Source organism: Ruegeria sp. AP11, from assembly GCF_056535865.1.
On sequence record NZ_JBQFJB010000001.1, the window covers coordinates 3020579 to 3042816 of the forward strand.

Annotated in this window: 22 protein-coding genes; 8 read left to right on the forward strand and 14 right to left on the reverse strand. The window is 60.6% G+C overall.

Annotated features, from left to right (window positions below):
• Positions 1–38 precede the first annotated feature (38 nt).
• The 3 genes from ACR3E4_RS15100 to ACR3E4_RS15110 are packed head-to-tail and all read right to left on the reverse strand — an operon-like array spanning position 39 to position 1787.
• The gene (locus ACR3E4_RS15100) at positions 39–650 is read right to left on the reverse strand and encodes a TorD/DmsD family molecular chaperone (RefSeq protein WP_480532887.1); all 612 of its coding nucleotides are present in this window, start codon (positions 648–650) and stop codon (positions 39–41) included.
• Positions 651–654: 4 nt separating this feature from the next.
• On the reverse strand, positions 655–1236 hold the full coding sequence (locus ACR3E4_RS15105; RefSeq protein ID WP_480532885.1) for a DUF3306 domain-containing protein: 582 nt from the start codon (positions 1234–1236) through the stop codon (positions 655–657).
• On the reverse strand, positions 1233–1787 hold the full coding sequence (locus ACR3E4_RS15110) for a DUF3305 domain-containing protein (RefSeq protein WP_480532883.1): 555 nt from the start codon (positions 1785–1787) through the stop codon (positions 1233–1235). Before ACR3E4_RS15110 ends, ACR3E4_RS15105 begins: the two co-directional genes overlap by 4 nt.
• A gap of 259 nt (positions 1788–2046) precedes the next feature.
• Between ACR3E4_RS15110 and ACR3E4_RS15115 the strand changes: the two genes are divergently transcribed.
• The gene (locus tag ACR3E4_RS15115) at positions 2047–4002 is read left to right on the forward strand and encodes a 4Fe-4S dicluster domain-containing protein (protein WP_480532882.1); all 1956 of its coding nucleotides are present in this window, start codon (positions 2047–2049) and stop codon (positions 4000–4002) included.
• On the opposite strand, the gene ACR3E4_RS15120 is transcribed toward ACR3E4_RS15115, so the two are convergent.
• Positions 3996–4724, reverse strand: a complete 729-nt coding sequence (locus ACR3E4_RS15120; RefSeq protein ID WP_480532881.1) for a hypothetical protein — start codon at positions 4722–4724, stop codon at positions 3996–3998. The two genes, ACR3E4_RS15115 and ACR3E4_RS15120, sit on opposite strands and share 7 nt — an antisense overlap.
• On the opposite strand from ACR3E4_RS15120, the gene ACR3E4_RS15125 reads away from it, so the two are divergent.
• The 4 genes from ACR3E4_RS15125 to ACR3E4_RS15140 are packed head-to-tail and all read left to right on the forward strand — an operon-like array spanning position 4723 to position 7089.
• Positions 4723–4860 (forward strand): hypothetical protein, encoded by a 138-nt coding sequence (locus tag ACR3E4_RS15125; RefSeq protein WP_480532879.1) that lies wholly within the window; start codon positions 4723–4725, stop codon positions 4858–4860. The genes ACR3E4_RS15120 and ACR3E4_RS15125 overlap by 2 nt on opposite strands.
• A complete protein-coding gene (locus tag ACR3E4_RS15130) occupies positions 4857–5918 on the forward strand; it encodes an Mrp/NBP35 family ATP-binding protein (RefSeq protein ID WP_480532877.1) in 1062 nt (353 codons plus the stop codon). The genes ACR3E4_RS15125 and ACR3E4_RS15130 overlap by 4 nt, the downstream gene beginning before the upstream one ends.
• Positions 5915–6610 carry a biotin/lipoate--protein ligase family protein gene (locus ACR3E4_RS15135; protein WP_480532875.1) on the forward strand — a complete coding sequence of 232 codons (696 nt, stop codon included), beginning with the start codon at positions 5915–5917 and terminating at the stop codon, positions 6608–6610. The genes ACR3E4_RS15130 and ACR3E4_RS15135 overlap by 4 nt, the downstream gene beginning before the upstream one ends.
• Entirely contained in the window at positions 6610–7089 is a 480-nt protein-coding gene (locus ACR3E4_RS15140) for a DUF6505 family protein (protein WP_480532873.1), read from the forward strand. The genes ACR3E4_RS15135 and ACR3E4_RS15140 overlap by 1 nt, the downstream gene beginning before the upstream one ends.
• Here the strand turns inward: ACR3E4_RS15140 and ACR3E4_RS15145 are convergent.
• From ACR3E4_RS15145 to acs, 8 genes are all read right to left on the reverse strand, one after another.
• On the reverse strand, positions 7086–7586 hold the full coding sequence (locus tag ACR3E4_RS15145; protein WP_480532871.1) for a flavin reductase family protein: 501 nt from the start codon (positions 7584–7586) through the stop codon (positions 7086–7088). The two genes, ACR3E4_RS15140 and ACR3E4_RS15145, sit on opposite strands and share 4 nt — an antisense overlap.
• A gap of 87 nt (positions 7587–7673) precedes the next feature.
• Positions 7674–9086 carry a 3'-5' exonuclease gene (locus ACR3E4_RS15150; protein ID WP_480532869.1) on the reverse strand — a complete coding sequence of 471 codons (1413 nt, stop codon included), beginning with the start codon at positions 9084–9086 and terminating at the stop codon, positions 7674–7676.
• A gap of 2 nt (positions 9087–9088) precedes the next feature.
• Positions 9089–9607: a hypothetical protein gene (locus tag ACR3E4_RS15155; protein ID WP_480532867.1), complete on the reverse strand. Its 519-nt coding sequence runs from the start codon at positions 9605–9607 to the stop codon at positions 9089–9091.
• Positions 9608–9634: 27 nt separating this feature from the next.
• Complete coding sequence (locus ACR3E4_RS15160; protein WP_480532865.1) at positions 9635–11458, reverse strand: DUF294 nucleotidyltransferase-like domain-containing protein; 1824 nt, start codon at positions 11456–11458, stop codon at positions 9635–9637.
• A 108-nt stretch (positions 11459–11566) separates the two neighbouring features.
• Positions 11567–13351 carry a sodium:solute symporter family protein gene (locus ACR3E4_RS15165; RefSeq protein WP_480532863.1) on the reverse strand — a complete coding sequence of 595 codons (1785 nt, stop codon included), beginning with the start codon at positions 13349–13351 and terminating at the stop codon, positions 11567–11569.
• Positions 13352–13356: 5 nt separating this feature from the next.
• Complete coding sequence (locus ACR3E4_RS15170) at positions 13357–13641, reverse strand: DUF4212 domain-containing protein (protein ID WP_480532861.1); 285 nt, start codon at positions 13639–13641, stop codon at positions 13357–13359.
• Between the two features lie 179 nt (positions 13642–13820).
• Positions 13821–14504 carry an adenylate kinase gene (locus ACR3E4_RS15175; protein WP_480532859.1) on the reverse strand — a complete coding sequence of 228 codons (684 nt, stop codon included), beginning with the start codon at positions 14502–14504 and terminating at the stop codon, positions 13821–13823.
• 7 nt (positions 14505–14511) lie between these two features.
• On the reverse strand, positions 14512–16476 hold the full coding sequence (gene acs / locus ACR3E4_RS15180; RefSeq protein WP_480532857.1) for an acetate--CoA ligase: 1965 nt from the start codon (positions 16474–16476) through the stop codon (positions 14512–14514).
• 396 nt (positions 16477–16872) lie between these two features.
• Between acs and ACR3E4_RS15185 the strand changes: the two genes are divergently transcribed.
• From ACR3E4_RS15185 to ACR3E4_RS15195, 3 genes are read left to right on the forward strand one after another with little or no spacing between them, the layout of a single operon-like run.
• A complete protein-coding gene (locus ACR3E4_RS15185) occupies positions 16873–17889 on the forward strand; it encodes a C4-dicarboxylate TRAP transporter substrate-binding protein (RefSeq protein WP_480532855.1) in 1017 nt (338 codons plus the stop codon).
• A 59-nt stretch (positions 17890–17948) separates the two neighbouring features.
• Positions 17949–18578 carry a TRAP transporter small permease subunit gene (locus ACR3E4_RS15190; RefSeq protein WP_480532853.1) on the forward strand — a complete coding sequence of 210 codons (630 nt, stop codon included), beginning with the start codon at positions 17949–17951 and terminating at the stop codon, positions 18576–18578.
• A 3-nt stretch (positions 18579–18581) separates the two neighbouring features.
• Complete coding sequence (locus ACR3E4_RS15195; protein WP_480532851.1) at positions 18582–19985, forward strand: TRAP transporter large permease; 1404 nt, start codon at positions 18582–18584, stop codon at positions 19983–19985.
• A gap of 266 nt (positions 19986–20251) precedes the next feature.
• Here the strand turns inward: ACR3E4_RS15195 and ACR3E4_RS15200 are convergent, their stop codons facing one another.
• Together ACR3E4_RS15200 and rocF are read right to left on the reverse strand one after the other, a co-directional pair.
• A complete protein-coding gene (locus tag ACR3E4_RS15200; protein ID WP_480532849.1) occupies positions 20252–21295 on the reverse strand; it encodes an ornithine cyclodeaminase in 1044 nt (347 codons plus the stop codon).
• Positions 21295–22215, reverse strand: coding sequence for an arginase (gene rocF, locus ACR3E4_RS15205; protein ID WP_480532847.1), 921 nt, complete (start codon positions 22213–22215; stop codon positions 21295–21297). The genes ACR3E4_RS15200 and rocF overlap by 1 nt, the downstream gene beginning before the upstream one ends.
• Positions 22216–22238 lie beyond the last annotated feature (23 nt).

Consider the following 22238-nt stretch of genomic DNA (forward strand, 5'->3'; position numbering starts at 1 on the left):
GTTTAGCGCCCCAGCGGGCGCTGGCGAATGACAGCGATTCACGCTGCCGTCATTCGGAAGGCTTCACGCTCGATCTCCATGAACACCCGACCGGCTGTCCCGACCGAGGCATAGAGGACCGAGTTTTCGGCACCTTCCAAATCCGAATAGAAATGCGCGGCCCAGGGGCCGATATGCTTGTTCCAGAACGCCCGCTGATCTTCGAGCGATGCAGGTGCGCCGAAACGACCGACGATCATGCCCGCCATCATCTCCATCAAAGATGCGATGTTGTCTTCCGGTTCATACACATTCTGCGCCCGGGTGATGCCGCGCGCGGCCATGTCGTTGCGCAACTGGGCGAGGGGTTTTTCGTTCAGGAACCCGGTCAGGTAGAAGCTGGCATAAGGCAGCAGTTCTCCGCGTCCCAACCCGATGAACAGCGCGTTGAACTCACGCTCGGCGGCGGCGGGTTTGGTCACCTTGGCCACCCGTGCCATCGCCTGAATGGCCTGTCCCAGATCGGTGTCATCCCCGCCAAGCCCGGCCATCTGATCCAGCAGCAATTGATCCGGCGGACCGGCCAGCAGCAGGCCCAGAAAGTTGTAGAAATCAGCGCGCAGGCGATCCTCGGCCGAGATATCAATGGTTTGCGCGTTGTCTGCGGTCATAGAGTTATCCTTCGAATTCAAATTTCATGCGACGCGGGGCCGGGGGAAGGTCGACCTCCTCGGCCTCGTCCACTTCGGCCATCAGCACGGGTTTAGCTTCGGGCTCGGCTGTATTGATCTGTTCGTCATCCGCAGCGATCACCTCGGGCGCATCAAGCTCTGGTTCTGCATCAAGCTCTTCGGTCTCAGCCGCCAGCGCTTCGACATGGGCCAACATGCCTTTGCCAACCTGATAGGCCGTCTGGATGTTTTCGATCACGCAGGCGGCGTCGGTATAATCCTCGCCATAGTCGACCAGCCCGTCGACATTCGCCAGAACGGGGTTCAGCCGCCACAAGCGACGCAGCGCCCGGCGGCGCAAACGGTCCGGCACGGCCTTGGCCATGAAGCCCGAGACATCATCACCGGCTTGCAACGTGTCGGGATCGGGCAGGTTGAATTCGGCCAGAAGCTCGGCGTCGGTCTTTTCTTCCAACTCGGCTTTCTGCGCCGCGATGAACTGTTCTTCAGCGGCCAGCGCTTCGACTTCGGCCTCGGCCTGAACGGCTGCCTTGCGGCGGGACCAGAAATCGCGGGCCCCGCTCATTGCAGCACCCTGCGCGGGGCGCGATAGACATCCGACTCCTGCCGGATGCGGGCGTCGCCTTTGCCGTCTTCCACCAGATCGGTACGCTTCTTGTCGCGGCGGCGTTTCACAAACACCTCGTCGCGGTGATGCTGCAGGGTGAAATCCCGCAGCCATGCGATCAGCCCTTCGGTCATCGGAATTTTTTCGACAATCTCTTCGCCAGTGTCGGCATAGTCCTGCCCCTCGAACGGAGAGGCGGTGATCAGCACCGCGTTCAGCGGCGTGTCGCCCTTCAACTCGTCCCGCAGCACGAGGTAAAGCGACGGCTGACCGTCCGACAGGTTCACCATGTAAGCCTCGGTCTCGTCCGCCCATAATGTCAGGGGCAGGGTGGCGGCGTGGTATTCGACGGCCTCGCCTTCGCGGCGCAACTCCTGCCAGTCGGCCGGTCCGGCCCCCGGCAATAATGCTACTGCGCGCCAGTTCCATCGGGCCCAGCGTGTGAACCCGGGTGTTTTGCGCACGACGACGCCAACCGGCATTTCAATCTGACTTGCGGCCTTGGCCACTGGCTCCTCCCCGAAGGCTCTCCCCTGCCTTCCCTCGATGTACTATGGTACATAAATTGGTGACCTGCCAAGTCCAGTTTGTGCGATGTGTGTCGCAATCACTAACTGTTTATTCGCAAATTTCTTATGCCTGTGCTGGGCACGCAAAGTTGTGATGAATAATAATGCACAAAAATGACCTTTAACCCGGCCTTCACATTGTCACGGCGTGGATTAGGACTAAGGTGCTGACGTGCAGCAAGCAGCGCCGGGAGGGAATATGGCCAGCAAGCTCGTGTTGTGTGATTGCGATGGAACGCAGGCACTAGATGCAGACGGAATTTCTTCTGCCTGTGAGGTGGCGTGCTCGAAAGTCCATACCGCTCTGTGTACGCGGGAATTGGCGGTCGCCGCCGACCTTCTGAAAGCTGATGCGCAGGTGGTGATTGCCTGCGGACAGGAAAGCGCGATTTTCAGCGAACTTGCAGAAGAGCTGGGTGTTGCAGAGCCCGGCTTTGTCGATCTGCGCGACCGGGCAGGGTGGTCCGAGCAAGGCGCGGATGCGATGCCTAAAATGGCAGCATTGGCTGCCGAGGCCCTGTTGCCTCAAGCAATCACCCCCAGTGTTGATGTCATCAGCGAAGGCACCTGCTGCATCATCGGTGCCGGAGAGGTTGCCTATCCACTGGCCGAACAACTGTCCGGCGCGCTGGCCGTGACCGTTATCGTAACGGATGAGGCCGAGCCGCTGAGCCGGGCTTTTGATGTCGCCCGGGCGCGGGTGCGCAATCTGACCGGTGCACTGGGCGGGTTCACCTGGCATCTGGATCAGGTGCAGCAGCTAGAGCCCGGTGGGCGCGGTGGGTTCGGTTGGAGCGCGCCGCGGGATGGCGCAACGTCGCGCTGCGATATCGTCGTTGATCTGACCGTAGGAACGCCCCTGGTCACGGCCCCAGACAAGCGCGAGGGCTATTTGCGGGCCGATCCCCGCGATGCGCTGGCCGTTGCACGTCTTGCCTTCGATGCGGTGCAATTGGTCGGGACGTTTGAAAAGCCGCTCTATGTCCGGCTGGACGAGACGCTTTGCGCGCATTCCCGGGCAGAGCAGACGGGCTGTTCGAATTGTCTGGATATCTGCCCGACCGGCGCGATCACGCCTGCGGGTGATCACGTGGCCATTGATCCGATGATCTGTGCCGGGTGCGGTGAATGCGCGGCCCTGTGCCCGTCGACCGCCATCACCTATGAGGACCCGCCGGTCTCGGCGGTATTGTCGCGGATGCACATTCTGGCCCGCTCGTTCCGGCGCGCAGGCGGCGTAGCGCCGCGCCTGTTGGTGCATGATGCCCATGGGGCGCAGATGATCCGCATGGCGGCCCGGTTTGGACGGGGCCTGCCCGCCGACGTGATTCCACTGGAACTGAACGTGGTTTCAGGCTTTGGCCATGCCGAGATGCTGGCCGGGCTGGCGCATGGTTTTGCCCGCGTCGATGTCCTGATGGGGCCCCGGACGGAACGGGATGCGCTGGATCGGGAACTGGAACTGGCGCGGGCCATCGCGGGCCAAGATGCGCTGAGCCTGATTGATGAGGCTGACCCGGATGCGCTGGCTGATCTGCTTTATGCGCAAGACGTTCCACAGCCTTTGATAGATCCGGTCCTTCCGCTGGGCAACCGACGCCAGATCACGCGTCTGGCGGCACAGGCTTTGAACCCGAACACCGAGGCACCGCTGGCATTGCCCGAAGGCGCGCCCTATGGCGCAGTGGCGGTCAACACCGACACCTGCACCTTGTGCCTCAGCTGCGTATCCCTGTGCCCCTCGGGCGCTCTGATCGACAATCCGGACAAGCCACAGCTGAATTTTCAGCAAGACGCCTGTCTGCAATGTGGAATCTGCCGTACGATCTGCCCCGAGCAGGCGATTACGCTGATGCCTCAGCTTGACCTGAGCGACGCTGCGCTGTCGCAGCAGGTGCTGAATGAGGAAGAACCCTTCGAGTGCGTCGAATGCGGCGCGGCCTTTGGTGTCAAATCGACGGTCGAGCGGATCATCGAGAAACTGTCAGGGACACACCCGATGTTCGCAACCTCGGATCAGGCCAGATTGATTCAGATGTGTGACAATTGCCGTGTGAACGCTCAGTTCCACAGCGTCGACAACCCATTCCAATCGGCCCCCAGACCCCGGGTTGTCACGACGGATGACTATTTCTCGAAACGCAAGGATCACTGAAATTGCAGCGGAGCGCCCAGATCGGCGGCGCGCAGGGCAGCGACAAAGGCCAGAATCGCTTCGAGGTCATCAAGGCTCATCTCGACCGGATGGATGGGCGAGGGGCGCTCGGGCGGGAAAGGCTCGGTCACACCTTCGATCTGTGTGAAGGCGGGATGCGGGTTCAGGGCAAAGAAAGCCTGAAACCTCTCGGACCAGTCGGGCATCGCGCGCAACACGGCAAAAGACGGGGTCGAGCCCAGTCCGTTCATGCGATTCTGCGGGCCGATCACGTGACAGCGGCCACAATGGGTCAACGACAGATCCTCGCCCAGCAGCGCATTGCCGTCGACCTCTGTTTCCTCGGTGATGGCGGCGATTTCGAAACTTGCGCTGAAGGGCGTGCCGTCTGCGGGGGCAAAGCTTTCGACCGTACGTTTTCCGATATCGGATTGCAGCCAGTCGCGGAACCGTGCCTGCCTTGCATTGTCGTCGATGCGCAGGTGATAGATCACCCCATCACGTTCAAAGACCGGATCGCCGGGCGGGGAAGGGGCCAGTGACATGACGCCGCTTTCGTCCGAAACAACACGTATCCCGGTCTTGAGAGAGAAGCGTGGAAGAATATGTTGCAGCAGACCCGAGTCTGTCACCTCATCCGGGGCGGCAAGGCCAAGCGCCTCTTGCGACCAAGAGGGGGTGGCGGTGAGCGTCAGGCTCAGGCACAACAGGACAAAGCGCATGGCCAAGCCTAGCGGCGACAAACCGGATGCGTCAAATAAACAGAAAGAGACGGAGACACATGCAATGAGCGGCGACTACAACCTGTCGATACGCAAGACCCTGAACGCAGGGCTGATCAAGGGAACGATGGCATGAGCATCCGTGACGCGGTTCTGGCGAACCTGAAAAAGATCACAGACCCGGTTTCAGGGCAGGATATCGTCAGCGCGGGCATCGTGCGGGCGCTGAATGTCGAAGGCGATACCGTTCGCTTTGTGCTGGAGATCGACCCCAAGCAAGCCGAAAAGATGGAGCCTGTGCGCGCCACCGCCGAACAGGCGGCGCAGATGGTCGAGGGCGTGTCCAAGGTCTCGGCCATGCTGACGGCGCATTCGGACAAGGCGCCGCCCGATCTGAAGCCGAAACCCAAGCCGTCGCAGACCGGCCCGCAGGCGGTGCCGGGTGTGGACCGGATCATCGCGGTGGCCTCGGGCAAGGGTGGGGTCGGCAAATCGACCGTATCGGCCAACCTCGCCTGCGCTCTGGCGGCTGAGGGGCGGCGTGTGGGCCTGCTGGATGCCGACGTTTATGGCCCGTCGCAGCCCCGGATGCTGGGCGTGTCTGGCCGCCCGGCCAGCCCCGATGGCAAGACCATCCTGCCGCTGCGCAATCATGGCGTCACCATGATGTCGATGGGTCTGATGACCAATGAAGGACAAGCGGTTGTCTGGCGTGGCCCGATGCTGATGGGGGCGTTGCAGCAGATGATGGGGCAGGTGCAATGGGGGGCGCTGGACGTACTGATCGTCGACCTGCCGCCCGGCACAGGCGACGTGCAACTGACGCTGAGCCAGAAATTCAAGGTGGACGGAGCCATTGTGGTATCAACCCCGCAGGACGTGGCCCTGATCGATGCCCGCAAAGGGATCGACATGTTCAACCAGCTCAAGACGCCCATCGTTGGCATGATCGAGAACATGTCGACCCATATCTGCTCGAACTGCGGGCATGAGGAGCATGTTTTCGGTCACGGCGGTGTCAAATCCGAGGCCGAGACGCTGGGCGTTCCGCTGCTGGGGGAAATCCCGCTGCATCTGGATATTCGCGTGGCTGCCGATGGGGGCGCACCGATCGTGGTCAGCAAACCGGACAGCCCGCAGGCCGACGCTTTCCGCAAGATCGCCCGCGACATGATTGCCAAGGGCAACGCATGAACCAGCCGGTCTTCCCGCCTTTGCTGACGGGCCACCCGGCGCAGGGCGGCGAGGACCCGTTCGAACGCGCGCAGGCCATGGCGGCGCTGGGCTGCGATTCAGGTACGGTGGTTTACAACATTCAGGCGGATCGTCTGCGCGTTGCCATCGTCTTTGCGCCTGAGGTTGCGCTGCGGGACGCGATGGCGATGCTGCCGCTCTGCGCGGTCGGGTTCCAGAACGCGCTGGGCGCGCTGGCCCCGCCCGAGGTTGCGGTGCATCTGGGTTGGGACGGGTTGATTTGCGTGAACGGCGCCAAATGCGGGGTGATGAAGGTAGCCGCCGCCTCTGCTGAGCCAGAGACCATTCCCGATTGGCTGATCGTCGGCTGGGATCTGGCGCTGCTGCAAACCAGCGACGCGCCGGGGGACACGCCGGATGTGACCGCGCTTTATGACGAGGGGTGTGCCGAGGTCTCGGCGACTCAACTGGTCGAAAGCTGGTCGCGCCACATGCTGACCTGGCTCAACCGTTGGAGCGAGGATGGCAACGCGCCGCTTCATGCCGAATGGTTGGGGCTGCTGCGCGGCGTCGGAGAACCCGTTGGAGATTTGGGCGTATTTCTGGGCACCGACGAACGGTTCGGGATGTTGATCCGCGACGGTGCCGACACCCATCTGCGCCCGCTAACGGAATTGTTGGAGACCACCTGATGAAACTCGCCCGTGCAATCCATTTCGATGAAAGTGATATGAACGTGTTCCATTCGCCCGCAAGAACCGGCGAATGGTGCATCTCGGGCGGGTTCGAATTCTCGAACTGGGGTGAAGGCGATCTGGAGGGCAAGGCACGTCAGGCCTTCGCCAATGGATGGCTGGGGCTTGAAACCTTCGGGCGCGTGACCTTTGTTGCAGTCACGCAGGTTGAGCTGGCCGAGATTGACCGGATCACGGGGTATCTGGCCGAGCATTTCGTGCAGCTTTATGGTGCGCCATCAGTCGAGGCCGCGATGGAGGTGGCGCAGTCAGAAATCGCGCATATGGCCGAGATGTGCGAGGATCACGCCCCGAACACCTTGCTGACCGTCGCGCGGGAATTGACGGGGGCAGGGGTGCACGAGGCGTTTCGCGTGATCACCCCGCAGGAAACCCAGCTGGAAGCCCTGGCCGTTCACGGATCGCTGGACGATTAAATCAGGTCGGCAAACCCGCCGAATTGTCCGCGCTTGAAGATCAGCCCCTGACCGGGGCGATGCATGACCGTGTCGACCTGACCGACAAGGATCAGGTGATCCCCGGCCTCGTGACGGGCCGATAAACGGCAGTCGAAGCGGGCCAGACATTCCGCAAGATGGGGCCGCCCGGCATCATCTTCCTGCCAATCCGCATGGGAAAAGTCGAAGCCGTTGCGTGCAAACTGCAAGGCCTGATCGTGCTGGTCCTGTGCCATTACATGGATTGCATAATGCTCGCAGGTGCTGAACGCGTCATACCGGTTCGAATTCCGATCCAGACACCACAAGACCAGCGGCGGGTCCAGCGATACGGACGCAAACGAGTTCACCGTGATCGCGGCAGGGCCTTCGGCGGTATTGGTGGTGACGACGGTAACACCGGTGCCGAAACAGCCCAGGGCCTCGCGAAAGGCAAATCTCTGCTCGGGTCCGGGAGTGAAAGTTGTTTCCGTCATCACGCGCTCGTTCAATGGGCCTGTCTCAGGTGCCACGCGGCGCGGGGATTGTCCATGAAAAGCTGATGCAGGTTCTGGAAATTCCGATCAGTTCAGATCTTCCAGCAACCGTCCGTGTTTGCGCGTTTCCACGATGACGTCGCCAAATGTCACCATGCCGCGCGCCGTCAACATTGGGAGCATCCGAACCAGTACCTCGGCGGTGGCGACGGCATCACCCAAAGCCGTGTGTCGCAGGGCTTCGGGGATGGTTATGCCCAACCGCTCGCAGACCGCATCCAGCGTGTGGGTTTCGCTTGCTCCGAACAGCACGGCGGACAGCAGAACGGTGTCGAGAATGGGATGGCTCCACTCCACCTGCATTCGCTCGGCATGGCGGCGCAGGAAGGCCATGTCGAATGGAGCGTTATGCGCAACAATCACCGCATCGCGGGCGAATTGATGAAAGCTGCGACCGGCCTCGGCAATGTCAGGCGCGCCTTGAACCATCCTGTCGCTGACCTTGTGCACCTTGGTCGAGGCGGGCGGGATCGGGATGCCGGGATCGACCAGAGTATCCAGCCGCTCGCCTTCGACGATCTTGCCTTTCACGACGCGCACCGCACCGATCTGCACGATCTCGTCCTTATGCGGCAGAAGGCCCGTAGTTTCGGTATCGAAAACAACAAAGCACAGGTCCAGCAAGGGCTTTTCTTCAAACGCGTCGTCGCCGGACGTATCGAGCAGTTCGAAATCATAAACCAGTGGGCGCGCCTCATTGGGGTCGATCTGGGCAGCGCTGTCATCGAAGACAAGCATATAGCCGGGCGCATCGCCCAGAGGTTTCATCCGGGCCGAATAGGATTGTCGCCCATCGACGCTGGTCAGGGTGCAATGCACGTCCTTTCCGGTCTTGACCAGCTTGGCATAGGAATCCGTCAGGCCCGTCGCTTCGAGATAGTCGAACAGCGAGGCGTTCAGCCGGGGATGCGCGATCTGGGCCAGAACCTCAGCCGCCTGCGCGTCATACAGAACGATCTGGTGCTTGGGACCGGCCAGCAACATGGCAACCGGAATCTCGGTCAACAGCGCCGTGAGCCGTTGCTTTTCCGATGCGAGATGGGCGGTTTCCGCCGCCACCGCCTCGGCCGTGTTCATGGCATTGGCGGCCAGTTGCTCGGCCAGCCCGGCCGCGGCTGGGGCCAGATCGCCCAGATACCGCGCGGCCTGCAGGTCCAGATCGGTGCTGACCCCGGCATGGGCCCGCGCGCGCAGTTGGGCCGAAAGCCGTTCGATCGGTTTTGCGATATTGTCATCGAACAAAAGCCAAACCCCTGCGACCAGCGCCAGCATCCCGAAGGCGATCAGGATCTCGGCAAAGATGAAGGCGTCCATCAGGGCCGGATCACTGGCCCGCTGATAGCCGATCCACAAAGCCAGAGCGCTGATAATCAGCCCTCCCGCCGCCAGCAGCAGGAAGAACAGGAAGATTCTCAGGCGCAGGCTCAGATGGTTCAGCATGGTCAGACCCCGCAGGTGGCCTCGATTACCGGATCATCGGCGTTGGCCTTGATCCAGCTGGCATTCAGCAAGCGCCCGTCATCGGCGAATTCTGCGCCATCGGCCAGATTGGCGCGGCTGTTGTCGGCGCAGTTGACGGCGACTGGTACTTTGGAGACAGGTGCCCAGCGGCCAAAGAAATAGAGATCGACCAGACGCTCATCCGGTACGCTTGAATTGGTGCGCACGGACGCGGCGTCGATGGCGGCAAAGCGGTCGACAAAGGGTACCGCATAGGTCCAGGGGCGATAGAATGTGCGGCTTTCGACCTCCTGCACCACGGTCAGGCTTTCGGGCAGCTGATCACGAGTGCGGTCGTACCAGGAATACTCGCTGGTGATCGTCATCGCGATCATCCCGACACCCGCTGCGACCGGCGCGGCCCATTTGGGCAGGCGGCCTCCGGTCAGCTTGTTTACCACCATCACGACACCCGCAAACGCGAAGCCCGCAAAAATCGTGCCGATCAGTTCCAGAAACATGTGGTTTCTCCGTTCATTCCTGCTGTCTTAGCCCAGCATACCTTTGCCATGTCCGACCGCCGATTGCATCGTTTTTACCACGACAAACGCATCGCGGAGATGACTTCGCTCAAAATCGGACAAATCAGCCGGGGGCAGGTAATTGTCCGGCGCATCACCCGCCTTGACCAGACGGGCCTGATGTTCCAGTCGGGTCTCGGCGATCAGGTCGTAGGCATCCAGCAGATCGCGCGCGCCCGAGGCGCTGAGAACCCCAGCAGCCTCGGCGGCGCTGAGGCGCGCGCGAGTGTTCGCTTCGGTCAGTTGCCCCTGCAGGCTGTAGATGCGGGCCAGGTCCACGATGGGCACGACACCGTTATGCTTGAGGTCCAGCGTATTGCGATGCTCGCCCGACCGGATGGTGGCGAACCCGCGCAGCAGGCCCAGAGGAGGCGTGTGTTTCAGTGAGTTCGAGATCATATGCGCCACGAAGATCGAGTTAGCATTGGCCGCAGCCAGCGTATCGGCCTGCAGATCGGTGAACAGATCGAAAGAGCCACCGATGGGCCGCAGGTCGAACATGACCGACGCCAGCATCTGTGCCTCGGGGTTGGGTTTGGCGATCCAGCCTTTGAAATAGTCGCGCCAGACGCGCACCGGCTGACACCAGCGCGGGTTTGTCGCCATCATGTCGCCGGGGCAATAGAAATATCCGCAGGTGTCCAGCCCGTCCGAGACGAATTTAGCCAGAGCCGCGAAATAGGTCATGTCGTCATCGCTCACGCTGTCATCCAGCATCAGGCAATTGTCCTGATCCGAAACACCGGTCTGTTCCTGCCGTCCCTGTGAACCGCAAGCCAGCCACAGGTAAGGCACCGGCGGCGCACCCAGTTCGGCCTCGGCCAGTGCCAGCAAGCGCCGCGTTGCGGTATCTGCGATGTCGGTGATCAGCCGCGTCACGATCTCGTGCCGGTTGCCGCCCGCGACGAGCTGGACCAGCAGCTGCGGTATCTCGGCGGTGACCGAGGCCATTTCTTCGGCAGTGTCGGCGCGGGCAATCCGGCCCACCAGCTCGGCAGAGTTGACTGCCTGATAGCGGGTGAGATCGGTTTGGGTGACGATACCAACCAGCCGCCCGGCCTCGGATATCGGAATATGGCCGATGCCACGCTCCATCATCACATGCAGCACGTCCGAGCCGATATCGGTGGGCGCCAGCGTGATCGGGTTGGTGGTCATGATGGCCGAAACCGATGTGTCGGCAGGCATCGCCTCGGCGACAAATTTGCCCGAAATATCGCGCAGGGTCGCGATGCCCAGCAGCCGGTCGCCCTCGGTCACGCAAAGCGATGAGATATGGCGGTCGCGCATGATCTGCGCGGCAGTCTGCACCGGCGTGTCGGGCGGGCAGGTAGCGGGGTTATGCGCCATCAACACGTCGACCGCGCTGGTCGCCAGACTGTCTGGTCCGGTCCGGTTGCCACGTGTCCTGTTGAAGAATTTCGAGACCACGTCGTGCCCGTCGATCAACTTACGCACCAGATCAGGGGGCAGAAGGATCAGAACGGAGGGCGTGTGCGCCCGGGCCTTGGTGGCGGCCTTGCCATCTTTCAGCAGCCCACGTTCACCAAAGGAATTCCTGAGCCCGAGATGAGAGACAACGGCGCCGTTCTCATCGGTGATTTCAACCTGTCCTTCATAGATGACGAACACGCCCGGCATTGCATGGCCAAGCTCATAGATCGAGCTGTCCTCATCCAGTTCCCAGACTTCGATCTGTTTTGCCAGATCGTCCAGAACCTGCGCGGGCAGGGCGTCATAGGGGTGTACGGATTTCAGAAACCGGGTGATCTGGTCATGGGACAGGGGCATCAGATATTCCTGCGTCTCTGGGATAAAAATCCCGCCCGGTAGAGTGCCGGGCGGGAGTCGTCGGTCAAAAGACGCGACACATGGGCTTACCCAAGTGCCGCATCATGCTCATTTGTTCTGAGCTGCGCCCGCACCACGGGGAATGCGTACGCTTTCGACCAATTCCACGATCTCCGGCGGAGTCTCTTTGGTCATGCCTGCAACGATGTAGGCAACGCCGAAGTTGATCATCGCACCAATCGCGCCGAACGAGGTCGACTTGATCGGACCCAGCAGAGGATCAGCATCGGTGAACGAGTTGGTGCCCGGAATGAACAGCCAGCCCTTATGCAGGAAGATGTAGACCAGAGTAACGGTCAGACCAGCCAGCATACCAGCAACCGCGCCGGTGTTGTTGATGCGGGTCGAGAAGATCCCCATCATCAGCGCCGGGAAGATCGAAGCTGCCGCCAGACCGAAGGCCAAGGCCACGGTTTGCGCCGCAAAGCCCGGTGGGTTCAGACCCAGATAGGTTGCGACAACGATGGCGACAGCCATTGCGATACGCGCGGCCAGCAGTTCGCCTTTTTCCGAGATCTGCGGGTTGATCGCGCCTTTGACAAGGTCGTGGGACACCGCCGACGAAATCGCCAGCAGCAGGCCCGCAGCGGTCGACAGAGCAGCCGCAAGACCACCGGCAGCGACCAGACCGATCACCCAACCCGGCAGGTTGGCGATCTCGGGGTTGGCCAGAACCAGGATATCGCGGTTGAACTTGGTCAGCTCGTTACCGACCCAGCCTTTTTCTTCCGCGATTGCAGTCATCGCTTCGGACTTGTCGTTGTAGTACTGGATCTTGCCGTCGCCGTTCTTGTCTTCCCAATCCAGCAGACCGGTTTTCTGCCAAGTGGCCATCCAGTCATAGCGCGGATCAGTATCGATTTCCTCGACCGAAACAGCGCCACCTTCGATGCCACCATTAGGCCACATCATGTCGGTGATGTTCAGACGGGCCATTGCGCCAACCGCAGGGGCGGTCAGGTACAGCAGCGCGATGAACACCAGCGCCCAGCCAGCGGACCAACGGGCGTCAGCCACTTTCGGCACGGTGAAGAAGCGCATGATCACGTGCGGCAGACCGGCGGTACCGATCATCAGCGACAGGGTGAACAGCACCATGTTCAACGTGTTCGAGTGGTGGGCCGTATAGTCGTTGAAGCCCAACTCGGTCACGATGGCATCCAGCTTGGTCAGCAGGGGCTCACCGCTGGCGGTGTCACCGAACAGACCCAGCGCCGGAACCGGGGTGCCGGTCAGCTGCAGCGAGATAAAGATGGCCGGGATGGTATAGGCGGTGATCAGCACGCAGTACTGAGCGACCTGAGTGTAGGTCACGCCCTTCATCCCCCCGAACACCGCATAGGCAAACACAACGCCTGCACCGATCAACAGCCCGGTGGTGTTCGATACTTCGAGGAAGCGGCCAAAGGCGACGCCAACGCCGGTCATCTGACCGATAACGTAGGTCACCGATGCCACAATCAGACAGATCACCGCCACGATGCGGGCTGTCTGGCTGTAGAAACGATCGCCGATGAACTCGGACACGGTGAACTTGCCGAACTTGCGCAGGTAAGGTGCAAGCAGCAGCGCCAGCAGAACGTAGCCACCGGTCCAACCCATCAGGAAGGTCGAGTTGTCATAGCCGGTAAAGGCAATCAGGCCCGCCATCGAGATGAACGAGGCCGCGGACATCCAGTCCGCCGCTGTCGCCATACCGTTGGTGACCGGGTGAACGCCGCGCCCGGCGGCGTAGAATTCCGATGTGGAACCCGCACGGGCCCAGATCGCAATGCCGATGTAGAGCGCGAAGGATGCGCCAACAAACAGCAGGTTGATGGTAAACTGGTCCATGGCCGTTACTCCTCGTCCACGCCGTATTCAGCGTCCAGCTTGTTCATGCGCCAGGCGTAGTTGAAGATCAGCACCAAAAAGACCAGGATCGATCCCTGCTGAGCGAACCAAAAGCCCAGATCGGTGCCGCCTACGGCGATGCCGGACAGCAGCGGACGCAGCAGGATGCCGAATCCAAAAGACACCAGCGCCCAGATCGCGAGGCTGATGTAGATGAGGCGCAGGTTGGCCTGCCAATAGCCCTTGTCGGCTTCGGCAGTCTGCGCGGAGTTTGTTGAATGATCCGCCATCGCGGGTTCCTCCTTCGCTTCCTCGTTGGGCGGCCCTGTGCCCAACTCCTCCAGTGCGTCGGGCCGCTTCTCGAATGTGCCGAACGCTCCGTAACGTCAGGCAAAACTTCCCTGTTCCGCCAAGGCGGTCCATTGAAGTATTCTGTTGTGGGGCAGGCCCTTGAGCCTCTCTCCTCCCCTTAATTCATGACTTTGCCCACAAGACCCTGCAGGTCCCGGGCGATGTCGTCGATCTGTCCCATGGCGTCGATGCCGTTCAGCACGCCCTGGCTCTGATAGTAGTCAATCAACGGCGCGGTCTGCGCGTGATAAGCGGCCAGACGCGAGGCGACCGTCTCGGCATTGTCATCGGCGCGGCGCTTGAACTCGGTGTGGCCGCATTTGTCACATTTGCCCTCGACGGCAGGTACCTTGAACGTGTCATGGAACCCTTCGCCGCAGCCCGCGCAGGTGTAGCGGCCTGAGATTCGCGTCACCATTTCAGCGTCTTCAACCTCAAGACTGATGGCTGCGTTGATCTTCTGTTCGGCAGTGGCCAGCAGGCCATCCAGCGCCTCGGCCTGAACCGTGGTTCGCGGGAAGCCGTCCAGAATGACGCCCTTGGCGCAGTCCGGTTCCGCCATCCGGTCCCGCAGGATGTCGATGACGATCCCGTCGCTGACCAGTTCACCGGCCTCCATCACCGCTTTGGCGGCCTTACCGGCTTCGGTGCCCGCGGCGACCGCATCACGCAGCAGATCACCGGTGCTGAGCTGCACCAGCCCGAACTTGTCTTCCAGCATACGTGCCTGCGTTCCCTTCCCGGCGCCCGGAGGGCCGAGAAGGATCAGAACAGCGGGGGTCGTGGTAGTGGCAACGTCCATCACACCCTCACTTATTCGCACGGTTTTCGATCAGGTCTTCGACAACCGACGGATCGGCCAGCGTTGACGTATCGCCCAGCGAGCCGAAATCGTTCTCGGCAATCTTGCGCAGGATACGACGCATGATCTTGCCCGAACGGGTCTTGGGCAGGCCCGGTGCCCACTGGATCACATCCGGGGATGCAATCGGGCCGATCTCGGTCCGGACCCATGTGCGCAGCTCTTTCAGCAGATCATCCGAAGGTTCGCGATCATTCATCAAAGTGACATAGCAATAGATGCCTTGCCCTTTGATTTCATGGGGATATCCCACAACGGCGGCCTCGGCTACGGCGGCATGTGCGACCAGCGCGCTCTCCACCTCGGCTGTGCCCATGCGGTGACCCGAGACGTTGATCACGTCATCCACGCGCCCGGTGATCCAGTAATCGCCATCCTCATCGCGACGGCAGCCGTCGCCAGTGAAGTAATAGCCTTTGTAGTCCGAGAAATAGGTCTTTTCGAACCGCTCATGATCACCCCAGACGGTGCGCATCTGGCCGGGCCAGCTGTCCTTGATGCACAGCACGCCCTCGACGCCGTTGCCGCTGATCTCGACACCCGATTGCGGGTCCAGAACCACCGGTTCGATGCCGAAGAACGGTTTCATCGCCGAGCCGGGTTTCATCGCGTGCGCGCCGGGCAGGGGGGTCATCAGATGGCCGCCAGTTTCAGTCTGCCACCAGGTGTCGACGATGGGGCAGTTGCCGTTGCCAACCACCTCATTGTACCAGTTCCAGGCTTCGGGGTTGATCGGCTCGCCCACGGTTCCCAGCACCTTGAGGTCACTGAGGTCGTGTTTCTCGACCCATTCATTGCCCTGACCCATCAGCGCGCGGATCGCAGTGGGGGCGGTGTAGAATTGGTTGACTTTGTGCTTGGCGCAAACCTCCCAGAAACGGCCTGCATCGGGGTAGGTGGGTACGCCTTCGAACATCAGTGTCGTCGCGCCATTGGCCAGCGGCCCATAGACGATATAGCTGTGGCCCGTGACCCAACCGACATCCGCTGTACACCAATAGATGTCGCCCTCGTGGTAATCGAAGGAAATTTCATGAGTCATCGAGGCATAGACCAGATAGCCGCCGGTCGTATGAACGACGCCTTTGGGCTGACCGGTCGAACCGGAGGTATAGAGGATGAACAAAGGGTCTTCGGCGTTCATCTCAGCCGGGGCGCAGTAATCATCCGCTTCCAGCGCCATTTCGTTATAGTCGTAATCGCGGCCGTCGATCCATGTGGTCTGCCCGCCGGTACGTTTGACGACAAGGCATTTCACACTGTCCTTGCAGTGCAGCAGGGCGGCGTCTGCGTTGGATTTCAGCGGTGTCTTGCGGCCACCACGTGGGGCTTCGTCGGCGGTGATGATTACCTTGGCGTCACAACCATTGACCCGCGCAGCCAGCGCGTCGGGCGAGAAGCCCGCGAAAACGATGGAATGAATGGCACCGATACGGGCACAGGCCAGCATGGCATAGGCCGCTTCGGGGATCATCGGCAGATAGATGACCACGCGGTCGCCTTTGCGCACGCCCATGGATTCCAGAATATTGGCCATGCGGCAGGTGCGGCGGTGCAGCTCTGCATAGGTGATGTGCTGGGCCGAATCCTGCGGATCATCCGGTTCCCAGATGATGGCAGTCTGATCGCCACGGGTTTTCAGATGCCGGTCCAGACAATTGGCCGAAACGTTCAGCGTACCGTCGGAATACCAGTTGATCTTGACCGAGCCGAGATCATAGTTGACGTCTTTGACCTGAGAATAAGGTTTGATCCAGTCTACGCGCTTGCCTTGCTCGTCCCAGAAGGCCTCGGGGTTGTTGATCGAAGCCGCATACATGTCGGCATATTTGCCGGCGTCCACATGCGCACGAGCGACGGTTTCTGCGGATGGCGGATAGGTCTTGGCATCTGCCTGAGCAGCGGTGGTCATTGTTGAGGCTCCTCCCTCTAGAACTGGATTACATTGGATTGATATCGCCGCCGATCAGGCAATGTCGATCCGGTTCCTCCCCACTTCGGATAATACGGGGCTTGGAAAAGAAAGAAATAAATTACGGTAATCCTTGGATTAGTTTGTAAATAAATTTCTGTATCTCTGCAAAATCTGTAAAATAATCCTGCTATGTCATGAATTGCGATGATAAAACAAATAGTAAGCTGTTAGGTGTGATCGCTGAATCGGCAAGGCCGATGTCACTTCTTTCACCTGCCCATAGCGATCTGCATCCGGTCGCCTGTCTGATGCGGGGGTTGGCACATCAGGGACTTAGCGCTAGCTTCCAAATCAAGCGTCTCGTCAAGCGGCGCATCAATGGGAGGATACACTATGAACAAGATGTTGAGCGGTGCGGCCATTGCCGCGCTGAGCCTTGCGTTCGTCACCGAAGCGGCGGCGACCGAGTGGAATGCCTCGGTCTGGGGCAAACGCCGGGCCTTCACCGAACATGTCGAGAAACTGGCCGAACTGGTTAGCGAAAAAACGGGCGGCGATTTCACCATCAATGTCAGCTATGGCGGTCTGTCGAAGCCGCGCGAAAATCTGGACGGAATCGAGATCGGAGCCTTCGAGATGGCGCAGTTCTGCGCGGGCTACCACCGTGACAAGAACCGCGCGATCACCGTGCTGGAACTGCCGTTTTTGGGTGTGAATACGCTGGACGAAGAAGTGGCCGTCAGCCATGCGGTCTATGATCATCCGGCGGTCAAGGACGAGATGGCGCAGTGGAATGCGCGCATCATCATGACCTCGCCAATGCCGCAATACAATCTTGTCGGCACAGGCGATGCGCGCGACAAACTGGCCGATTTCGACGGCATGCGTGTGCGCGCGACCGGTGGTCTGGGGCAAGCTTTTGAGGCCGTTGGTGGCGTACCCACATCCGTTCCCGCAACCGAAGCCTATAACGCGATGGAATCGGGCGTGGTCGACACGGTCGCCTTCGCGCAGCACGCTCATCTGTCCTTCGGCACGATCAACGAGGCCGACTGGTGGACCGCAAACCTCAACCCCGGCACCGTGAATTGTCCCGTTGTCGTCAATATCGATGCCTATGAGGCCCTGCCTGCCGAGCACCGTGAAGCTTTGGACAGCTCAGTCGATGAGGCCATCGCGCATTATCTGGCCAATTACGGCGGGCTGCTGGAACAGTGGGACAGCGTTCTGGAAGAGAAGGGCGTTGCGAAAGTCATGATCGACGACGCCGTGATCGAGGAGTTTCGCGCCAAGGCCGCAGATCCCATTCGCGAGCAATGGATCACGGATATGACAGCGCAGGGCCTGCCGGCTCAGGACCTCTACGATCTCGTCCAGACCACGTTGAAGCAGCAGCGCGGCGGCAACTGATCGGATCAGCCGGGTGCCGTCCGGTGCCCGGCCATACCTGACAGCGAAGGATCACCAGTATGGCAGGACATGCCACTGTGCTGCAGGACGGCAGCCTGATCAGCCGTCTGGACCAGCGTTTGCTAAGGTTGGAACGTTTTCTGGCGCTGATCAGTGGAATGGCGGTGTTCGGGTTGATGGTGCTGGCAGTGATCTCGGTCAGTGGCCGTAACGCTCTGAACGCACCACTGCCGGGTTATGTCGACTGGATCGAGCAGGCCATGCCGCTGATTGCGTTTCTGGGCATCTCCTATGTTCAGCGTGACGGCGGCCATATCCGCATGGATATCGTGATTTCGCGCCTGAAGGGGCGTGCGCTTTGGCTGTTCGAACTGACTTCGGTCCTACTGATCCTGCTGTTGATGCTGGCCCTTGTCTGGGGCAGTTGGTCCCACTTCGACCGATCCTTTGACTTTGGTGCCCCGATGTGGAGCCGCGACAGCTCGATCGATATCGGCATTCCGCTCTGGCCCGCCAAGCTGCTTGCCCCGGTCGCTTTCACGGTCTTGTGCCTGCGTCTGGTCCTGCAAGTCTGGGGCTATGGCCGCGCGCTGATCACGGGGGCAAAGCTGCCGGTCGCTGTGCCGCTGATCCAGGATGCCGCGGCGCAGGCGGCCGCCGAGGCCGAGCAGTACGAAAGGCAGAACTGACCCATGGACACGATCGAAATCGGGCTGTGGGTCACTGCAGGTCTGCTGGTCATGGTCGTTACCGGTATGCGCGTGGCCTTTGCCGCCGGGCTGGCCGGATTGATTGGTCTGATTTGGATATTCTGGGCCAAGTTCGGTTATGATCCCGGCCGGTTCGGCAAGGCCGTCACCGTCGCCGTGAAAACCGCAGGTCAGGTGCCGCACTCGAAAGTGGCGTCTCATACGCTCAGCCTGATCCCGACCTTCATCCTGATCGGCTATCTGGCCTACTACGCCGGATTGACACGCGCCTTGTTCGAAGCCGCCAAGCGCTGGATCGCGTGGGTGCCCGGTGGTCTGGCCGTGTCCACCATCTTCGCCACGGCTGGCTTCGCGGCAGTCTCGGGCGCATCGGTTGCGACCTCGGCGGTGTTTGCCCGCATCGCAATCCCCGAAATGCTGTCTGTCGGCTATAACAAACGCTTTGCGGCAGGCGTTGTTGCCGCTGGTGGCACACTCGCCTCGCTGATCCCGCCCTCAGCGATCCTTGTGATCTACGCCATCATCGTCGAACAGGATGTGGGCAAACTGTTGCTTGCCGGATTTATCCCTGGGGCGTTCTCAGCGGTCGTTTATGGCGTTCTGATCGTTGGAATTGCTGTGGTCTTCAAATCGGTTGGGCCTCCGGTCACCGGGTTTACCTGGAAAGAGCGTTTCACCGCTTTGCCCGGCGCCTTGCCCATTGTCGCGGTGATCCTGATCATCATCTGTTTCGTCTACAATCCGTTTGGCGAAAAAGCGTGGGGCACCCCGACCGAAGGTGGCGCGATCGGTGCGTTCATCGTGTTCTGTTTTGCGCTGTTTCACGGCATGCGCTGGCCCGAGTTCAAATCGGCGCTGTTGGAAACGGCCAAACTGACGGCGATGATTTTTACGATCATCTGGGGTGTTCTGATCTATGTCCGCTTTTTGGGATTTGCGGATTTGCCCGGGGCGTTTTCCGACTGGATCACCTCGCTTGAGATGTCGCCGATGCTGATCCTGATTTGCATCCTGTTGGCCTATGCGGTCTTGGGCATGTTCATGGATGCAATCGGCATGCTGCTGCTGACGCTCCCTGTCGTCTATCCTGCGGTGATGGCGTTGAACGGAGGAGAGACCGTCAGCGCCGCCGACAGTGCTTTCGGCATGTCTGGCCCCATGTGTGCCATCTGGTTCGGCATTTTAGTGGTGAAAATGGCCGAGTTCTGCCTGATCACACCACCCATCGGCCTGAACTGTTTTGTTGTCGCCGGGGTAAGGCCCGACCTGAGTGTTCAGGATGTCTTCAAAGGCGTGACGCCTTTCTTTGTTGCAGATGCGCTGACCATCGCATTGCTGGTGGCTTTTCCTGGAATCGTGCTCTATCTGCCGTCGCTTGCGGGATAGCAGTTTTTTGCGAGGCTCTGCCTCGCGCTCCGGGATATTTTTGGCCAGATGAAGCAAGGGATCCACTCTCCGATTGCAACCGGAGTGCTTCACCTGGTGCGGCCACCGGTACTCCTGCCTGTACCGTACCGTGAGTATCGCAACGAATGGCTAAAGATCCGCTGCTTCATCTGGCTAAAAATATCCCGCGGGGCCGCCGAAGGCGGTGGGGGCAGGGCCCCCTCGGCTGTTTGTCGCTTTCAGGGCGAAATAGACGAATACACGGTCTATTCAGCCCGCATCAGCATTCCGAACAGGTCTCGTGGGTCATCTGGGTCAGCCAGCATATCCAGCGGCTCAAAGAAGTCCGTCCCTGCGATGGCCCGTTTGATGTAGCGCAGGGCAGAAAAATCCTCGATGGCGAAGCCTACACTGTCGAACAAGGTGATTTGGCGGTCATCCGTGCGTCCCTTGGCCTTTCCGGTCATGACCTCCCACATTTCGGTTACGGGATGATCCGGTTCCAGAGCCTGTATTTCGCCTTCGATACGGGTCTGTTCGGGATATTCGACGAAGATATCGGACCGGAGTAGGATGTCGCGATGCAACTCGGTTTTGCCCGGGCAGTCGCCGCCGATGGCGTTGATATGGACACCGGGGCCGACCATGTTGTCGGTCAGGATCGTGGCATATTTTTTGTCTGCGGTGCAGGTCGTGATGATCTGGGCGCCTTCGATTGCGTCTTCCGGTGTCTTGCAGGCGATGACCGTCAGCCCCTTGCCCTGCAGATTGGCTGCGCATTTCGATGTTGCATTCGGATCGGTGTCATAAAGGCGCACGGTGTCGATCCCGCACATGGCCTTGAACGCGAGACACTGAAACTCGGACTGCGCTCCGTTCCCGATCATTGCCATAACGGTTGCGGATTTAGGGGCAAGATAGCTGCCCACCAAAGCCGACGTCGCCGCTGTGCGTAGTGCGGTCAGCATCGTCATCTCAGTCAGCAATGTAGGGTAGCCGGTGTAGACGTCGGCCAGAAGGCCAAAGGCGGTCACCGTCTGCAGCCCCTCGGATGTGTTTTTGGGGTGGCCGTTGACGTATTTAAACCCATAGGCCTCGCCATCCGAGGTGGGCATCAACTCGATCACACCGTGGGGGGAGTGCGCCGGGATGCGGGGCGTTTTGTCGAAACTCTCCCATCGTTTGAAATCGGCTTCGATCTGAGCGGCAATCTGGGTGATCATCTGCTCGACCCCGATATGGTGAATCAGGCGCATCATGTTGTCCACGGATACAAAAGGTACCAGCGCCTTGTCGGAAGGTTGGGTCATCAGAAACTCCGTGTCGGGCGGTCGAAGATGCGGCGCCCCATCAGCGAGGCGGCCAGATCGACCATCAGTTTTGCGGTGCGGCCACGTTCATCAAGAAACGGGTTCAGCTCGACCAGATCCAGCGAGCAGACAAGGCCGCTTTCGTGCAGCAGTTCCATGGCCAGATGCGCCTCACGCTCGGTGGCGCCGCCGGGGACGGTGGTGCCGACCGCAGGCGCGACCGAGGGGTCCAGGAAATCCACATCCAGCGAGACATGCAGGATGCCTTTCGCGGCCCGCACCTTATCGAGGAAGGCCAGAAGCGGCGCTTTGATGCCATGCTCGTCGATACTGCGCATATCAGCCAGCATGGCGTGATCTTTTTCCAGTGCGGCGCGTTCGGCCGGATCGACCGAGCGCAGGCCGATCATACCAACCCGGTCCGTCGGGATGGGCGCGGCGAGGGGCGGGAAGGCCTCGAACCCGGGCTGGCCGGTGACGTAGGCGACGGGTGTGCCGTGCAGGTTGCCGCTGCCGGTGCTGCCGGGCGTGTGAAAGTCGCTGTGCGCATCGAGCCACAGCACAAATAGGGGACGATCAATGCTCTGCGCATGCGCTGCCATGCCCGAGACCGTGCCCATCGAGAGCGCGTGATCGCCACCCATGAATATCGGCAGACCTTGTTGTGCGGCATCCTGTGCCGTCCGGGCCAGCGCTTGCGTCCAGCCCACGCATTCGGGCAGGGCGAACAGATGTGGATGCTCGGCCATATCCACATGGTCCGGTCGAGTGTCGCCAATATCCGTGACCGTGTGGCCCAGATCGGTCAAAGCCTGTGCAAGACCGGCCACGCGATAGGCATCGGGACCCATGCGGCAGCCCTGACGGCGTTTGCCGGAATCCATCGGAGCTCCGGCCAGAATGAGCGTTTTCTTGTCCATATGTTTTTATAGAAATGCGGTAC

What these genes read in the sequence shown, in the direction of transcription:
- ACR3E4_RS15100 (WP_480532887.1), bottom strand. Translation starts at nt 650, where the DNA reads ATGACCGCAGACAACGCGCAAACCATTGATATCTCGGCCGAGGATCGC.
- ACR3E4_RS15160 (WP_480532865.1), bottom strand. Translation starts at nt 11,458, where the DNA reads ATGCCCCTGTCCCATGACCAGATCACCCGGTTTCTGAAATCCGTACAC.
- ACR3E4_RS15115 (WP_480532882.1), top strand. Translation starts at nt 2,047, where the DNA reads ATGGCCAGCAAGCTCGTGTTGTGTGATTGCGATGGAACGCAGGCACTA.
- ACR3E4_RS15170 (WP_480532861.1), bottom strand. Translation starts at nt 13,641, where the DNA reads ATGGCGGATCATTCAACAAACTCCGCGCAGACTGCCGAAGCCGACAAG.
- ACR3E4_RS15190 (WP_480532853.1), top strand. Translation starts at nt 17,949, where the DNA reads ATGGCAGGACATGCCACTGTGCTGCAGGACGGCAGCCTGATCAGCCGT.
- ACR3E4_RS15165 (WP_480532863.1), bottom strand. Translation starts at nt 13,351, where the DNA reads ATGGACCAGTTTACCATCAACCTGCTGTTTGTTGGCGCATCCTTCGCG.
- ACR3E4_RS15175 (WP_480532859.1), bottom strand. Translation starts at nt 14,504, where the DNA reads ATGGACGTTGCCACTACCACGACCCCCGCTGTTCTGATCCTTCTCGGC.
- ACR3E4_RS15195 (WP_480532851.1), top strand. Translation starts at nt 18,582, where the DNA reads ATGGACACGATCGAAATCGGGCTGTGGGTCACTGCAGGTCTGCTGGTC.
- acs (WP_480532857.1), bottom strand. Translation starts at nt 16,476, where the DNA reads ATGACCACCGCTGCTCAGGCAGATGCCAAGACCTATCCGCCATCCGCA.
- ACR3E4_RS15155 (WP_480532867.1), bottom strand. Translation starts at nt 9,607, where the DNA reads ATGTTTCTGGAACTGATCGGCACGATTTTTGCGGGCTTCGCGTTTGCG.
- ACR3E4_RS15125 (WP_480532879.1), top strand. Translation starts at nt 4,723, where the DNA reads ATGGCCAAGCCTAGCGGCGACAAACCGGATGCGTCAAATAAACAGAAA.
- ACR3E4_RS15130 (WP_480532877.1), top strand. Translation starts at nt 4,857, where the DNA reads ATGAGCATCCGTGACGCGGTTCTGGCGAACCTGAAAAAGATCACAGAC.
- rocF (WP_480532847.1), bottom strand. Translation starts at nt 22,215, where the DNA reads ATGGACAAGAAAACGCTCATTCTGGCCGGAGCTCCGATGGATTCCGGC.
- ACR3E4_RS15120 (WP_480532881.1), bottom strand. Translation starts at nt 4,724, where the DNA reads ATGCGCTTTGTCCTGTTGTGCCTGAGCCTGACGCTCACCGCCACCCCC.
- ACR3E4_RS15185 (WP_480532855.1), top strand. Translation starts at nt 16,873, where the DNA reads ATGAACAAGATGTTGAGCGGTGCGGCCATTGCCGCGCTGAGCCTTGCG.
- ACR3E4_RS15135 (WP_480532875.1), top strand. Translation starts at nt 5,915, where the DNA reads ATGAACCAGCCGGTCTTCCCGCCTTTGCTGACGGGCCACCCGGCGCAG.
- ACR3E4_RS15200 (WP_480532849.1), bottom strand. Translation starts at nt 21,295, where the DNA reads ATGACCCAACCTTCCGACAAGGCGCTGGTACCTTTTGTATCCGTGGAC.
- ACR3E4_RS15140 (WP_480532873.1), top strand. Translation starts at nt 6,610, where the DNA reads ATGAAACTCGCCCGTGCAATCCATTTCGATGAAAGTGATATGAACGTG.
- ACR3E4_RS15105 (WP_480532885.1), bottom strand. Translation starts at nt 1,236, where the DNA reads ATGAGCGGGGCCCGCGATTTCTGGTCCCGCCGCAAGGCAGCCGTTCAG.
- ACR3E4_RS15150 (WP_480532869.1), bottom strand. Translation starts at nt 9,086, where the DNA reads ATGCTGAACCATCTGAGCCTGCGCCTGAGAATCTTCCTGTTCTTCCTG.
- ACR3E4_RS15145 (WP_480532871.1), bottom strand. Translation starts at nt 7,586, where the DNA reads ATGACGGAAACAACTTTCACTCCCGGACCCGAGCAGAGATTTGCCTTT.